Here is a 14,222-nt window from a genome sequence, read left to right on the forward strand (position 1 = left end):
CTCAGCCCTCCTTGCGTGTTGCCCGCACGGCCTTGCCCGGCAACGGGTCCTCGTGCAGGCAAAAGGTGTGCGGATCGCCGCGAAAGTGCGGGAACACGCTCGCGACGAGCGGATCGTGGCCGGGAATCACGTGGTCGGGACCGTCGGCGAGCGCGTCGATGGTCTCGAACGCGTCGAGTACCTTCGCCAGGTCGTGCAGGATCGGGAACGCGAGCCGGCCGCGCACGTTGGCCCACAGGTGGGCGGCGTCGGCCGCCAGCACGACATGGCCGCGCCGCGTCGCGACGCGCACCACCTGGCTGCCGGGCGTATGCCCGCCCACCAGGCACATCTCGATGCCGGGGGCGAACTCGGTGTTGCCTTCATGCACGACGAGCCGGCCGTCGTAGAGGATGCCCACGGCCTGCAGCACGTCCTCGCGATCGTAGATCTTGCGCAGCGCCGGGTGGCGCATCTCGGTGCCGGTGCAGAAGCGCAGCTCGGCGCCCTGCAGGTGGACGCGCGCGTTGGGGAACAGGTCCAGATTGCCGGCATGGTCCCAGTGCAGATGCGTGATGATCACGTCGGTCACGCTGGACGGATCGATGTCGAGGCCGGCCAGCGCCTCGCCGACCGAGCGCATCATCTGACGCTCGCGGCGCACGCCGGTGGAGATCGGGAACGCCGTGTCGACGATCACGGTCCGGTTGGCGTCGCGCACCACCCAGAAGAAGTAGTCGAGCGGCATCGAGGCGTCGGGCGGCCCGCAGCACGCGTCGAAGAAGAAGTTTTCGCGCGCGGTGCGTTGCGCGTTACTGCCGATGCGAAGCGCGTAGACCTCGTAGAGCGGCGGCGTCGGGGCAGGCATCTGAGAAATCCCTGAAGCTGGTTGCATGATGGACCTCGGGGGCTGGCGGGCGGCGCTCAATGGGCGATCCGCGTGGTGCCGGCGAACTCGAAATCGAGTTGCCCGAGGATGCCGAGCTCGTCGGCGAGCCGGTGCAGCCCGCTGTAGTCGCGGGTCAGCGTGTTGCCGCTGCCGGGCTGGCGGCACTCGCGCACGATCTGCGCGCCGTTCGGCACGCCGAGCTGGCGCAGGATCGCCTCCCACATCGAGAAATCCTGCGCCACGAAGGCACGCAGCGCGACCGGCAGCGTCTCGATGAAGAACGCCTTCTGCTTCGCGTTCAGGCGGTGGAACACCACCTTGCTGATCTCGCCGAGCGTCTTGCTGTGCGCATACTCGTCGCGGTTGTGGAGCTGCGCGACGCTGCGGTTCTGCGGCTGGATCGTCTCGTCGTCGGCGAGGATGTCGAGGAACGCGTTGACGCTGATCTCGGCCACCGTCGCGAACACCACGGCGGCGAGCTGGCGTTGCCACGGCTCGGCGAGCGTCGCCTTCAGTGCCTCGAGCTCGCGGTAGGTGACCGACATCGGCAGTTCCATGTCGATCGTGATGGCGCGCTGCGCGCGGGTACGCTGGATCGCGCTCAGGTGCATCAGCGTGTGGTAGTGCTCGTCGATCAGCGTCTGCCGCACCGACTCGGTGAACACCCAGTCGTCGCCGGCCAGGATCTCGCTGGCCAGATAGTTCAGCGCAGGATTCACGACCAGGTCCTCGGCAGCCACCGTGCGGCGGTTGTAGCCGATCCAGCCCCAGGTCAGGATCGCCTGCCGCAGCGGATCGTCGAGCCGCTGGATGGCGTCGTGCGTGAAGAACGGCACCAGCGCGGCCGGATAGTCGGCGCGCGTCGGGTCGAACTCGCCCTCGACACGGAATTTCGCCATGTCGCAGACGGTCGCGCGGCGCGGCCAGGCATGGTTCAGTTGCGTGAGCAACTTCGTGTTGGTGATGGTCATCGAGATTCCTCAGTGTGCGGTTTGCAGCCAGTAGCGCGTCAGGTGGCGCTCGGGGTCGGTGAACGTGCTGCGCGCGTGGATCAGCCGGTGGTTGTCCCAGATCAGCAGGTGGCCGTCCGGGATCAGCACCGGCACGGCGTCCGCTTCGAAATACGCCTGCGCCAGCTTCGCGAGACGCGCGAGCGGCGTGTCGGCGCCCTCGCCGCTCGGCGCGCGTTCGAGCGCGTCCTCCGACGGATTGACGTCGCCGTACAGGAACTGGTTGTAGCTGAAGCGAAACACCGGCCGCTCGCCGTCGCGGCTCATGATCGGCACCGTCAGCGTCTGGCGCGAGCGGGTGCCCGGCACCAGCGTGGCCGCGAACGTGACGGGCACCTCGCTCACGAAGCGCTGCAGCTCCGGAGGCAGCGAGCGGCAGAACGCGAGGCCGTCCGCGAGCCGCGTATGCCCCTGCCCGCAGCGCGCCTGGCGATGGCAGTGCAGCGCCAGATAGCGCGGCGGCGGCGCGCCGACCGGCACCTCGGTATGCGGACCGATGCCGTTGCGGCTCTGCGAATACGGCACCTTCTCGAAGCCGGGCTTGACCCTCACCTCCCAGGTGTCCTGGCCGTTGTATTGCGGCACGATCGTGCCGAAGCGCGCGAGCGTCTCGCGCACGCCGGCGCCGAACGCCTGCGGCGGCAGCACGGTCCAGCCCTGGCGGTCCAGCTCCGCGCGCGCGGTGTCGAGCAGCAGGGCGGCGTCGTTGAGGTCGATGTCGAGCGTGTCAGGCATGGATCGCGACTCCTGCGGGTTGACGGACCAGCGCCGAATAGGCGGCCATCAGGTCGAACGTGATGGCCGACGGCGTGAATGCGTGCGCGTCGATGCGGCCGACCGGGCAGACCTCGGCCGCCGTGCCGGTCAGGAAGCACTCGCTGAAGCTGCCGAGTTCTTCCGGCAGGACGGTGCGCTCGATCACCCTCAGGCCGCGCTCGCGCGCGAGCCCGATCACGGTCTGCCGCGTGATGCCGTCGAGGAAACAGTCGGGCACCGGCGTGTGCAGCACGCCGTCGCGCACGAAGAACACGTTCGCGCTGGTCGCCTCGGCGACGTGGCCGCGCCAGTCGAGCATCAGCGCGTCGTGGAAGCCGTGTTCCTCGGCGTGGTGCTTGCAGAGCGTGGCGATCATGTAATGACTCGACGCCTTCGCCGCGAACGGGCTCGCCGAGGGCGGCGGGCGCCGCCAGACGGCGGTCTCGAGCGTGATGCCACGCTGTTTCGCCGCGGGATCGAAGTAGCTCGGCCAGCTCCAGCAGGCGATCGCGACGTGGATGCGGCTCGCGCGCGCCGAAGTCGAGATCTGCTCCGAGCCGCGCCATGCCACCGGGCGCACGTAGCCCTCGACGATGCCGTTGCGCTCGATCAGCTCGGCGGTGGCCGCCTCGATCTGCTCGGGCGTGTATGGCAGCGCGAAGTCGAGCGTGCGCGCGGAGCGGTAGAGCCGCTCGGTATGCTCGCGCAGGCGGAACACTTGCCCCGCGTAGACGCGCTCGCCTTCATAGACACAGCTCGCGTAGTGCAGGCCATGCGTGAGCACGTGAATCTTGGCGTGCTTCCACTCGACGAATTCGCCGTCGAACCAGATCTGGCCGTCGCGCTGATCGAACGGCAGGGTGTGGGGGGATGTCATGCGGTCTCCTTGTGCGGCATGTCGTCGGTCGAGAAGAGATGGCCGAGGCCGAGACGCTCGGCTTCGGCCTGCAGGCCGCGCCACTCGTCGTCGTCGAGCGGGATGCCCTGCGCGGTGCGGCGCGCGATCGCGGCCTTCTGCGGGTCGCCCGCGACCTGCACGCGCTCGCCTTCGGCGGCGGGCGTCTCGCGGATCGCCTGCATCAGCGAGGACACGCCGGCCGTGAAGGCGTCGAGCGAACCGAACCGGGCCGGGTCGATCGCGATCAGGCAGTGGCCGATCTCGCGGCCGCGGTCGTAGGGCTCGGCGTCGAGATGCGTCAGCGCGTGATCGAGCGGCATCGCGGTGAGCAGGCAGCTGAGGATCTGCACCATCATCGCGAGCCCCTGCCCCTTGTAGCCGCCGAGCGTCGCGAGCGAGACCACTTGCGCCGGATCGGTCACCGGCTGGCCGTCGGCGCCGAGCGCCCAGCCCGACGGCAGCGCCATGCCGTTGCGGCGGAAGTGCTTGACCTGCGAGTAAGAGATCTGGCTGGTGGCCATGTCGAGCAGGTACAGGTCGCCGTCGCGGGCCGGCGCGGCGAAGCAGATCGGATTGGTGCCGAACATCGCGCGGGTCGCGTTGAACGGCGCCATGCGTGCCGCGGCGCTGGTCGTCACGATGCCGATCAGCCCTTGCGCGGCGATCCATTCGCCGTACACCGACGCGGCTCCGAAATGATTCGAATTCGCCACCGCCACCACGCCCACCCCGCACTCGCGCGCCAGTTCGCTCGCGAGGCGCGCCGCGTGGCTACCGGCCACCACGCCCGGCGCCGCGTCGGCGTCGACGAGCGCAGTGCCCTGAAAGCGCCGCACGGTGCGCAGCGCCGGCTCGGGATTGCTGCGCCCTTCGTCGAGCTCACGCAGATAGAGCGGCAGCAGCCGCACGCCATGCGTGTCGATGCCCATCAGCGAGGTGCGGACCAGGCCGTGCGCGAACCAGGCAGCGTGGGTCGCGCTCAGGCCGCGCCGCAGCGCGGCCGTCTCGCAGAGTTGGCGGAGTCGTTCCGCCTGGATCAGATGTTTCATGTCGTCAGCTCGCAAGCGTGAGGGAGGATTCGGCCGCGCCGGCGGGCGCGAGGTAGATCGGCTCGCGCACGCGCGGCTCGGCGGCGCCGGTCTGAAAGAAGAACGCGGCCTCGCCGAACGCCGGGCGCAACTGGTCGAACCAGACGGCCTGCGGATCGAACTTCGCGAAGAACGGCCGGCGTACCCAGTCGGGATCGCGCGCCTGCAGGAACTGCAGCGCGAACACCTTCTCGCCCCCCAGCGTGACGACGCCGTCCACCAGCACCTTGCCGTACAGCGTACTCATCGACGGTCCGCGCACCGTGCGCGACAACCCGGACACGCGCTGATAGGCATTCCTGAAGATGTGGTACGCGTCGACGAGCGGCAGCTCGAAATAGCGCTGCGGCCCGGTATCGCGTTCCACGAACATGTAGTACGGAATCGCTCCGAGCCGCACGCCGGTGGTCCACAGCTCCTGCCAGGTCTCGGCCGAATCGTTGATGTGGCGCACGATCGGCGACTGCATCCGGACCGTCGCACCGGTACCGATGATCCGCTTCACGGCACGCCGGGCGATCTCCGGACGCAGTTCCGCCGGGTGGTTGTAATGCGCCATGACCGACAGGTTCTTGCCATGCGCGACGACGCGCTCGAACAGCCGCAGCACGGCGTCGGCATCCTTGTCGGTCACGAACCGCTGCGGCCAGTAGGCCACCGACTTGGTGCCGATGCGGATGTTCTGCAGATGCGGAATGGCCAGCAGCGGCTCGATGTAGCCGGCCAGCGATTCGGCGTTCATCACCATCGGATCGCCGCCCGTGATCAGCACGTCGGTGACCTCCGGATGCAGCCGCAGATAGCGGCTCAGTTCGTCCGATTCGCGCGCGTTGAACTTCATGTCTTCGGCGCCGATGAACTGCGGCCAGCGGAAACAGAACGAGCAGTACGCGTGGCAGGTCTGCCCCGCCGCCGGAAAGAACAGCACGGTTTCCGCGTACTTGTGCTGCAGCCCCGGCAGCGGGCGGCCGTCGAGCATCGGCACGTTGTGCGTCATCTGCCCGGCCGGATGCGGATTCATGCGATGCCGCAGCGCGTCGATATAACGCGCGCCGGCGGCCGGGTCCGCGCCCTGCGCGAGCAATTCGCGCAAGCGCCGATAATCGTCGGCCGGCAACATCCCGGGGTGCGGAAACGTCAGCCGGAACACCGGATCGTCGGGCACCCGCTCCCAGTCGATCAGCTCGCGCAATACATATTCGTTGATCCGGAATGGCAGCACTCGGGAAATCGTTCCGAGCGCCTCTTTAATCTCATTGGGAATTCGCGACCAATAAGGCGAATTCGCAATCGATTTGGCGTTATAGGCTTTAAATTTTTCAGCGTCCACATGCTCTCCTAGTGAAGATCGCCTGATTTCCTGATGTTCTGAAACACTCGGGCCGCTCGACGCCTCAATTCGCCAATCCGCCGATCGCGGCCGGGCAATGTCCGCCGGGTGGCCAGTTCCGGACAACACTTGATACTCGTCAAGCGCACGCACGGCAGACAAAGCGCCTCACGGCACCTGCATCGGGGCGGCGCCGATCAATGCCGGCCCACTGCAATGAAAGGCAAAAGAAATGTCCTCGATAAATTGCCGTGCGAATCCGCAATCGATTTGCATCGAAAAATCGGATTTATTTCCCTCGGTTTCGAACGATCGACATCTTCGTGTATTTGTTCACCACTGAACACGCACAAAAATATGAAAAATTCATCGGCTTAGTTGCCGATTTTGCACCCCTGTACTGGTATAATTTTCCGGATCTATACCGGTCTTTAGTACAAGAAAAATGCACACGAAATATCGTCTGCTCGCGGAGCACTATGCGAAGGCCATCGAAAACGGGTTTCTCGCGGAAGGGGAGCGACTGCCGTCCTTGAGGGAATTGATGGCGCTGCATCACGTGTCGATTTCCACGGCGGTGGAGGCGTGTCGTGTGCTCGAGATGCAGGGTTATGTGGAAGCGAAGCCGCGAGCCGGCTATTTCGTCCGCTCGCGCAAGCCGATCAAGACGGCGGTTCCGGCCCAGCAGGAAAGCCGCATGGAAACGCCCGCCGAGCGCATCGATCCGGCCGATTACGTGGGCGTTCACGAGCGCATTTCGGTCACGCTGGCGCGCGGCCAGCAGCGACAGCCGAAGATCGATCTGGCGGGGGCCGTGTGCGCCCCCGCCCTCTATCCTGGCGCGGCGCTGCGCGATACCATGCTGCGCATCCTGCGCGCACGGCCGAGCCTTTACGATGCCGGCCCCGAGACCGACGGCGTGCGCAAGCTGCGCGAGTCGATCGCCCGGACCTCGCTCACGCGCGGCCTGCACATCGATGCGGACACGGTGCTCGTCACGCACGGCTGCAGCGAGGCGCTGTCGCTCGCGCTGCGCGCCGTCACCGGGCCGGGCGACATCGTCGCGATCGAGTCGCCCTGCTATTTCGGCATCTTGCAGATCATCGAGTCACTCGGGCTGCGGGCCATCGAGATCCCCACCGACCCGCAGACCGGCATCTCGGTCAGCGCGCTCGAGTTCGCCATCAACCACATGGGCAGCATCCACGCCGTGGTCTGCATGCCGTCGGTGCAGAATCCGCTCGGCAGCGTGATGTCCGACGCGGCCAAGCAACGGATGGTGGCGCTCTGCGAGAAGCACCACGTGGCCATCATCGAGGACGACACCTACGGCGCGTTCCTGCCCAGCCCGGCCAGCACGCGGCCGATCAAGGCCTGGGACCAGAGCGGCAACGTCATCTACTGCAATTCGTTCAACAAGTCGCTATCGCCCGGCTTGCGGGTGGGCTGGCTGATCGGGGGGAAGTGGCAGAACCGGATCAAGATGCTGATGTACGCGGTATCGCGCCATCGCGAGGAAATGTCCCAGCTGGTGGTGGCCGACTTCACGTCCGGCGGCACCTTCAACCGGCATATGCGGCGCATGAACCGGCTGCTCAAGGATCAGCGCGCGCAGGTCGTCGATGCGGTGCTGCGCTATTTCCCGGCCGGCACCGCCGTGACGCAGCCGGGCGCCGGCCTGCTGCTGTGGGTCACGCTGCCCGACGAACTGAACACCGACCGGCTGTTCGACAAGGCGCTCGACAAGGGGATCCGCATCTGCCCGGGTTCGATCTTCTCGAACACGAACAAGTTCAGCAACTGCCTGCGGCTCAGCGCGGGCATGCCGTTCGACGCGAAAATCGACACGGCCCTGAAGACGCTCGCGCAACTGAGCACCGAGATCTGAGGCCGGCGCCGGCGCGGGCCGCCATCGATCAGGTCCTGCGTGCGCCGTATCCGCTGCGTCAAAACTGACGAAAGAAACTCGCGGCAAAACTGAATGCCTGAGTGACGTCGTCACTCAAATTGGTGGCCATGTACCCTGCCGCACCTGCGATCACACCCGCGATCAAGCCGTATTCGATCGCGGTCGTCCCTGCTTCTTCCTCAAGGAAACGCCCCAGCAAATCCTTCATTTCTCCATCCCCGTAGTCGGCAGCCTGCTTGATTTATGTGGCCATCATACCTGTTAGAAATACCGGGAAATTTCCCACGCGCCGATATTTTGCTCGCTTGGCATGGATACAACGGAATGCTGAGCGCTCCATCCGGCACTCATCCGATGAAAGCCGGAAAAAGCGTGAAAGCGGCGCATTTTTCGGAAAAAAAAGAGACAGACCAGCCCTGCCAACCTCCCGAGCGTGCGCGCGGTCTGGCTCATACGTCCGTTTGAATCGGCGCGTTTGAATCGCCGCGGCGCCTCGCCCGCGCGCCGTTCGGCCATCGGATTGCGCCGCCTTGCAACAGAGCCCGCCGCTGTTTGGTGCCGCTTCTCTACGCGGCCTATGCCAGACTTGAAAACGATAGTCGGACAAGTCGAACGACACGACACCTCGGGCCGGCGAGCCAGCCCCAGCCGCGCCAGGGCCCGAACGACAGGGAGACGACCAATATGTGGAAAACCGTGTCGCGTGCCGCCGGCACGCGCCTCGCACGTGTGCGCCCATGGCATGGGCTGTCGCGGATACCGGCCTGGCTCGCACTGGCCGCGTCGCTGGGCGGCGCCGGCTGCGCGGACCCGGCAGCCCATGCCGGCGCGGCTGCCGGCGTCGCTGCGCCGAAGCTCGAACGCGACAAGGCCGCACTGTTGCGGCAGGAGCAGCAGGCCGCGCGCGCGGTCCCGTCGCTCGCGTCGATCCGGCTCGCGCAGCCGCGCCCGGTCACGCTGCGCGACTCCGGCCAGGCCGGCTCGATCGCGCTGCTGCGCGACGTCGACTTCCGCATCGTCGGCGATCTCGGCTTCTACGTGCACCAGCTGTCCGCCACGCTCGTGCCTGCCCACGCCGGAGCGCCGGTGGTGTTCGACGACCCCTCGAGCTTCGGCATCGACGTGCATCGCGGCATCGTCACGCTCGACGACGCCAAGCTCACGGCCGTATTCGACCGCTACCTGTTCGGCTATCGCAACGCACCGCTGCGCAAGCTGCAGGTGTCGGCGGGCGACGGCGAGATTCATCTGAAGGGCGAGATGCAGCGCGGCGGCTGGGTGCCCTTCGCGCTGACGGGCAAGCTGTCGGTGCGCGACGGCAGCGAGCTGGTGTTTCATCCGACCGCGATCCGGGTCCAGGGCCTCGACGCGAATCCCGTGATGCGCGCCGCGAACGTCAGGCTGTCGGACCTGCTGAAGATCGACACGCCCGTGGCAAAACTCGTCGGCGACGATCTGGTGATGCAGGTCGACAAGCTGATGCCGCCGCCGCGGCTGAAGCTGACCGTGGTCGCGCTGCGGATCACGCCGGCCGGCCTCGATCTCGCGTTCGACGACGGCACGCAGGCCGGTTTCGCGATGCCCGAAGGCGCGCCGCGCCAGGCGATGCTGATCCGCGGCGGCGACGTGAAGTTCATGCGCTCGATGCCGATGAATGCCGACATCCTGATCGGCCCGGCGCGCGCGGCGCCGGACGGTGCACCGTTCGTGTTCGACCTCTATCACTACCGCGAGCAGGTCTCGGCCGGCTATTTCAATTTCTCGCCGAGCGGTGCGATGACGATCCGGATGCCTTCCTATGCGGGACCCAAGCCGCCTGCCGATGCGCTCGGCCCGGCCGGCGCGCGCCTCAACGACAGCTTCATCGAGGCGCAGCAGGCGGCGCTACGCGAGGCGCGCCGGCGCTGGTTCGCGGATGCGTCCGCCGGCGGCGGCGCCCCTTCCGCCTCGCTTGCCGCGGCCTCCGCTCCCGCCGACGAACGCCGAGTCTCGAATCGAGCCACCACGATCCAGCTGCGCAACGTCGACTTCTTCATCACCGGCGCGATCGGTTTCCACGTCGACCAGCTCGACGCCGAGATGGTGCCGCGCCGGCCCGGCGAGCCGGTCGATCTCGACGATCCGAACCAGTACGACATCCGTATCCTCGGCGGCTCGGTGCTCGAACCGTGGCCGGCCATGAACGCGCTGTTCAACGACTATCTGCTCGACTACACGCCGCGCTCGCTCAACGATCTGAAGCTCGCGCCGGACGGCACGCAGCTGCGCGTGACGGGCGGCATCCGGCTCTGGAATCACGTGCCGCCGGGCGTCTGGCTGCCGACCTCGATGACGGGCAGCCTGCGCGTACTCGACGGCCGCCATATCGCCTATACGCCGTCGCAGGTGTCGGTGCTCGGCGTGCCGCAGGCAAAGCTGCTGCGCGCGCTCGGCATCGAGCTCGCCTCGCTCACGCCGCTGCGCCGGCGCGGCGCGGAACTGAAGGGCGACTCGCTGGTGCTCGATCAATACACGGTGTTCCCGCCGCCCGTGCTGAACGGACAGCTCGCCGAGGTGCACGTCGAGCCAGGCGGGCTGCGGCTCACGTTCCACCGCGCGAGCAATGTGCTGCCGAAGCCTGCCGCCGGGGCCGCGACGAGCTACATCTGGATGGAAGGCGGCGACATGAAGATGTTCAACGTGCTCGAAACCAACCTGCGCGCCTTGATCGAGAACACCGCGCAGGCGGGGCCGCTGCGCTTCGACCTCTATGGCTACCGCGAGCAGGTCTCGAAGGGCTCGGTGCGAATGGCAGCCGACGGTACGCTGCTCGTCGATCTCGGCAGGGCCGATCCGCTCGCCGCACCGTGAGTGAGGCGCGAAAAAGCGCTCGGCCCGCCAGACGCAGTGTTCGTGGCGGGCCGAGCGGATGATGCGCGTGCCGCGCCGACCGCGCAGCCGCACGTGGTGCATCGCTTCATGGCTTGCGGGCGAGGCCGTCGATCACCTCGAGCAGCGCACGCCGCAGCTGTTCGACGTCGACGCCGGCGGCGGCGTCCGCCGCCGCGGCCGGGAACAGTTCGTCCTGCGTCTCGGCGGGCGCGGCCCGATCCGTGCCGTGCGAATCGAGCCGGTTGCGCGCGCCGTTGATCGTGAAGCCCTGCTCGTAGAGCAGCTCGCGAATCCGCCGGATCAACAGCACTTCATGATGCTGGTAGTAGCGCCGGTTGCCGCGGCGCTTCACCGGGCGCAGCTGCGTGAACTCCTGCTCCCAATACCGCAACACATGCGGCTTCACGCCGCACAACTCGCTGACCTCACCGATCGTGAAGTAGCGCTTCGCGGGAATCGGGGGCAACACGACTTTCTCAACCGTCGATGTCATCGTCAGTCAACCGTCGTTAAGGGGCGCTGCGGCCGCGCGGCGGAAAAAAGCGTATCCGTCAGCGGGTGATCGGCGTGTCCGAGCCGTTCTCGACGAGCGCCTTGAGCTTCTGACTCGCATGGAACGTGACGACGCGGCGCGCGGCGATCGGAATCGCCTCGCCCGTCTTCGGATTGCGCCCCGGACGCTGCGGCTTGTCGCGCAACTGGAAATTGCCGAAACCGGACAGCTTCACGCTCTCGCCGTTTTCGAGCGCATCGCGAATCACTTCGAAGAACGCCTCGACCATGTCCTTCGCTTCGCGCTTGTTGAGCCCAACGCTGTCGAACAACAGCTCGGCCAGCTCCGCCTTGGTCAGCGTCGGCGTCTCGCCGGACGGCGCCGGCGCGGCGTCGCGGTTCAGGGCACTGCGCTGCGCCGTCAGGAGGGCTTCGAATTCACTCGAGTTCATGTCGTTCATATCTGCAAAACTTGCGCATTATCCCTGGACAAACAGGCCGGAACCCGATGCGTTCCGGCCAGCTTCGCGTGGTGTCAGCCGCGCAACCGCGCACCGTGTCCACGCAGGCTGTCAACGAGGGCCCGGATCGCGCGCTCGACCACTTCGTCCTGCAGCGTGCCGGCGTCATCCTGCAGGACGACGCGGAACGCCAGGCTTTTCTCGTGCATCGCAAGGCCGCCGGAAGTATTTGATTTTGCACGAAATTCGTCAAAGAGTACAATCTTCTGGACGAACTTGCATGCCTCGTCGGCCAGCGCGCCCTGCATGGCGTCGAACAGCGTCTGCGCCTCGACGCCCTGATCGACGACCACCGCGATATCACGACGCACCGGCGGGAATTTCGACACGTCGGTCGGCACCGGCAGCGCGCGTGCGATCAGCGCGTCGGCATCGATCTCGAACATCACCGGCGCGTGCGGCAGCTCGTACTGCTGCATCAGGCGCGGGTGCAGTTCGCCGATCCAGCCGACCGCGCGGCCGTCGAGTTCGATGCGGGCGCTGCGGCCCGGATGCAGCGCCGGGTGCTCGGCCTTCACGAAACGAGCCACCGCCGGCGCGAGCAGCGCTTCCAGGTCGCCCTTCACGTCGAAGAAATCGACCTGGCGCGTGGGCGCACCCCACTGCTCCTCGAGCAGCGGGCCATATGCGAGCGCGCCGACCCGCTTCGGCTGCGCGTAACCCTCGACCGTCAGCTCGCCCGCCGCGACGGTGGGATCGGCCAGGAACACGCGGCCGGTCTCGAACGCGCGCACGCGGTCCGCGCGGCGGTTCAGGTTGTGACGCAGCACGTTGACGAGGCTGCCGAACAGCGTGGTGCGCATCACCGACAGCTGGCTCGCGATCGGGTTGAGCAGACGCACCGGGCGGGTATTGCCGGCGAAGTCGCGTTCCCAGTCGGCGTCGACGAAGCTGAAGTTGACCGTCTCGGCGTAATCGCGCGCGGCGAGCGCATGGCGGATGGTATGGATCGAGCGCTGCGTCTCGTTGGTCGCGCGCATTTCGCTGGTCGCCACCGGCGGGCGCGCCGGGATCTTCTCGAAGCCGTGGATGCGCGCGACTTCCTCGATCAGGTCTTCCTCGATCTCGATGTCGAAGCGGTGCGGCGGCGGCGTGACCAGGAAGGTGTCGCCGTCGCGCTCGAAGCTCAGGCCGAGCCGCGTGAAGATGGCGGCGATCTCGTCGGCGCCGATCGCTACGCCGATGATGCGGTTCGCGCGCGCCACGCGCATCGCGACCGGCGCGCGCGTCGGCAGGTTCACCGCCTGGTCGTCGACCGGCCCGGCCTGGCCGCCGCAGATCTCGAGGATCAGCTGCGTGATGCGCTCGAGATGCTCGACCGTCGTCGAATAATCGACGCCGCGCTCGAAGCGGTGGCCCGCGTCGGTCGAGAAGTTGTACTTGCGCGAGCGGCCGCGGATGCTGTCCGGCCACCAGAACGCCGCTTCGAGATAGATGTTGGTGGTGTCGAGCGTGACGGCCGTGCTGTCGCCGCCCATGATGCCCGCAAGGCTCTCCACCTGCCCTTCATCGGCAATCACGCCGACCGTCTCGTCGAGTTCGACCGTGTTGCCGTTCAGCAGCTTCAGCGTCTCGCCGCGCCGGCCCCAGCGCACGTCGATCGCGCCGTGGATCTTGTCGAGGTCGAACACGTGCGACGGGCGGCCGAGTTCGAACATCACATAGTTCGAGATGTCGACCAGCGCCGACACGCTGCGCTGCCCCGAGCGCTCGAGGCGCTCGACCATCCATTGCGGCGTCTTCGCGCGTGCGTTCACGCCGCGGATTACGCGGCCCGAGAAGCGGCCGCACAGATCCGGCGCGGAAATGCGCACCGGCAGCGTTTCGTCCAGCTCGGTGGCCACCGGCGCGAACGCGACGGCCTTCAGCGGCGCGCCCGTGATCGCGGCGGTTTCGCGCGCGATGCCGTATACCGACAGGCAGTCGGCCTTGTTCGGCGTCAGCTTGATTTCGAAGATCGTGTCGTCGAGGTTCAGCACCTCGCGGATGTCGCGGCCGATCGGCGTGTCCTCGGGCAGGATCATCAGGCCGCTGTGATCGTCGGACAGCTTCAGCTCGCGCGCCGAGCAGAGCATGCCCTGGCTCTCGACGCCGCGCAGCTTCGACAGCCGAATCCGGAACGGCTCGCCGCCCTCCTCGGCGGGCGGCAGTTCCGCGCCGACCAGCGCGACCGGCACCTTGATGCCCGGCGCAACGTTCGGCGCCCCGCAGACGATGTTCAGCGTCGCGCCCGTGCCGGCATCGACCTGGCAGACGTTCAGCTTGTCCGCGTCCGGATGCTTCACCACTTCGAGCACGCGGCCGACGACGATGCGCGAGGTCGGCGGCGCGGCCGGACGCAGCGACTCGACTTCGAGCCCGGCCATCGTCAGCGCATGCGACAGCTCGTCAGTCGTCAGCTGCGGATCGACAAAGGTTCTCAACCAGGATTCAGGGAATTGCATGAGTGTCTACGTTCGAAACAGGTTAGATCGATACC

General features: G+C 67.1%; 13 protein-coding genes. 2 read left to right on the forward strand and 11 right to left on the reverse strand.

The features are described from left to right. Nucleotide 1: 1 nt before the first annotated feature. From KS03_RS27115 to KS03_RS27140, 6 genes are read right to left on the reverse strand one after another with little or no spacing between them, the layout of a single operon-like run. Entirely contained in the window at nt 2-847 is an 846-nt protein-coding gene (locus tag KS03_RS27115) for an N-acyl homoserine lactonase family protein (protein ID WP_015876125.1), read from the reverse strand. A gap of 56 nt (nt 848-903) precedes the next feature. Further along, nucleotides 904-1,839 (reverse strand): diiron oxygenase, encoded by a 936-nt coding sequence (locus tag KS03_RS27120; RefSeq protein WP_015876126.1) that lies wholly within the window; start codon nt 1,837-1,839, stop codon nt 904-906. 9 nt (nt 1,840-1,848) lie between these two features. Further along, entirely contained in the window at nt 1,849-2,613 is a 765-nt protein-coding gene (locus KS03_RS27125; RefSeq protein ID WP_015876127.1) for a TauD/TfdA family dioxygenase, read from the reverse strand. After that, nucleotides 2,606-3,511, reverse strand: coding sequence for a branched-chain amino acid aminotransferase (locus tag KS03_RS27130; RefSeq protein WP_015876128.1), 906 nt, complete (start codon nt 3,509-3,511; stop codon nt 2,606-2,608). The genes KS03_RS27125 and KS03_RS27130 overlap by 8 nt, the downstream gene beginning before the upstream one ends. Then, a complete protein-coding gene (locus KS03_RS27135) occupies nt 3,508-4,581 on the reverse strand; it encodes an Ldh family oxidoreductase (protein WP_015876129.1) in 1,074 nt (357 codons plus the stop codon). Before KS03_RS27135 ends, KS03_RS27130 begins: the two co-directional genes overlap by 4 nt. Nucleotides 4,582-4,585: 4 nt before the next feature. Continuing rightward, nucleotides 4,586-5,950, reverse strand: coding sequence for a KamA family radical SAM protein (locus tag KS03_RS27140; protein WP_015876130.1), 1,365 nt, complete (start codon nt 5,948-5,950; stop codon nt 4,586-4,588). Between the two features lie 445 nt (nt 5,951-6,395). Here KS03_RS27140 and KS03_RS27145 point away from each other — a divergent pair, with 445 nt between their 5' ends. Further along, a complete protein-coding gene (locus KS03_RS27145; protein WP_015876131.1) occupies nt 6,396-7,838 on the forward strand; it encodes an aminotransferase-like domain-containing protein in 1,443 nt (480 codons plus the stop codon). Nucleotides 7,839-7,896: 58 nt separating this feature from the next. Here KS03_RS27145 and KS03_RS27150 read toward each other — a convergent pair whose 3' ends face one another. Together KS03_RS27150 and KS03_RS31825 are read right to left on the reverse strand one after the other, a co-directional pair. Further along, nucleotides 7,897-8,067 (reverse strand): Flp family type IVb pilin, encoded by a 171-nt coding sequence (locus KS03_RS27150; RefSeq protein ID WP_015876132.1) that lies wholly within the window; start codon nt 8,065-8,067, stop codon nt 7,897-7,899. Between the two features lie 53 nt (nt 8,068-8,120). Beyond that, a complete protein-coding gene (locus tag KS03_RS31825; protein WP_127913941.1) occupies nt 8,121-8,375 on the reverse strand; it encodes a hypothetical protein in 255 nt (84 codons plus the stop codon). A gap of 168 nt (nt 8,376-8,543) precedes the next feature. Between KS03_RS31825 and KS03_RS27155 the strand changes: the two genes are divergently transcribed. After that, nucleotides 8,544-10,709, forward strand: a complete 2,166-nt coding sequence (locus KS03_RS27155; protein ID WP_015876133.1) for a hypothetical protein — start codon at nt 8,544-8,546, stop codon at nt 10,707-10,709. A 106-nt stretch (nt 10,710-10,815) separates the two neighbouring features. Here KS03_RS27155 and KS03_RS27160 read toward each other — a convergent pair whose 3' ends face one another. The 3 genes from KS03_RS27160 to pheT all read right to left on the reverse strand — a co-directional run bounded on the left by KS03_RS27160 (nt 10,816) and on the right by pheT (nt 14,187). Further along, nucleotides 10,816-11,223 (reverse strand): MerR family transcriptional regulator, encoded by a 408-nt coding sequence (locus tag KS03_RS27160; protein ID WP_015876134.1) that lies wholly within the window; start codon nt 11,221-11,223, stop codon nt 10,816-10,818. Between the two features lie 58 nt (nt 11,224-11,281). Next, complete coding sequence (locus tag KS03_RS27165; RefSeq protein ID WP_015876135.1) at nt 11,282-11,683, reverse strand: integration host factor subunit alpha; 402 nt, start codon at nt 11,681-11,683, stop codon at nt 11,282-11,284. 74 nt (nt 11,684-11,757) lie between these two features. Then, nucleotides 11,758-14,187, reverse strand: a complete 2,430-nt coding sequence (gene pheT, locus KS03_RS27170; protein ID WP_015876136.1) for a phenylalanine--tRNA ligase subunit beta — start codon at nt 14,185-14,187, stop codon at nt 11,758-11,760. Between the last annotated feature and the right edge of the window lie 35 nt (nt 14,188-14,222).

Source organism: Burkholderia glumae LMG 2196 = ATCC 33617, from assembly GCF_000960995.1.
GTDB classification, from domain to species: Bacteria; Pseudomonadota; Gammaproteobacteria; order Burkholderiales; family Burkholderiaceae; genus Burkholderia; species Burkholderia glumae.

Excerpts from the sequence above, each read along its gene's own strand:
- KS03_RS27115 (WP_015876125.1), bottom strand. The coding sequence starts at position 847 with ATGCCTGCCCCGACGCCGCCGCTCTACGAGGTCTACGCGCTTCGCATC.
- KS03_RS27120 (WP_015876126.1), bottom strand. The coding sequence starts at position 1,839 with ATGACCATCACCAACACGAAGTTGCTCACGCAACTGAACCATGCCTGG.
- KS03_RS27125 (WP_015876127.1), bottom strand. The coding sequence starts at position 2,613 with ATGCCTGACACGCTCGACATCGACCTCAACGACGCCGCCCTGCTGCTC.
- KS03_RS27130 (WP_015876128.1), bottom strand. The coding sequence starts at position 3,511 with ATGACATCCCCCCACACCCTGCCGTTCGATCAGCGCGACGGCCAGATC.
- KS03_RS27135 (WP_015876129.1), bottom strand. The coding sequence starts at position 4,581 with ATGAAACATCTGATCCAGGCGGAACGACTCCGCCAACTCTGCGAGACG.
- KS03_RS27145 (WP_015876131.1), top strand. The coding sequence starts at position 6,396 with ATGCACACGAAATATCGTCTGCTCGCGGAGCACTATGCGAAGGCCATC.
- KS03_RS27150 (WP_015876132.1), bottom strand. The coding sequence starts at position 8,067 with ATGAAGGATTTGCTGGGGCGTTTCCTTGAGGAAGAAGCAGGGACGACC.
- KS03_RS31825 (WP_127913941.1), bottom strand. The coding sequence starts at position 8,375 with ATGGCCGAACGGCGCGCGGGCGAGGCGCCGCGGCGATTCAAACGCGCC.
- KS03_RS27155 (WP_015876133.1), top strand. The coding sequence starts at position 8,544 with ATGTGGAAAACCGTGTCGCGTGCCGCCGGCACGCGCCTCGCACGTGTG.
- KS03_RS27160 (WP_015876134.1), bottom strand. The coding sequence starts at position 11,223 with ATGACATCGACGGTTGAGAAAGTCGTGTTGCCCCCGATTCCCGCGAAG.
- KS03_RS27165 (WP_015876135.1), bottom strand. The coding sequence starts at position 11,683 with ATGAACGACATGAACTCGAGTGAATTCGAAGCCCTCCTGACGGCGCAG.
- pheT (WP_015876136.1), bottom strand. The coding sequence starts at position 14,187 with ATGCAATTCCCTGAATCCTGGTTGAGAACCTTTGTCGATCCGCAGCTG.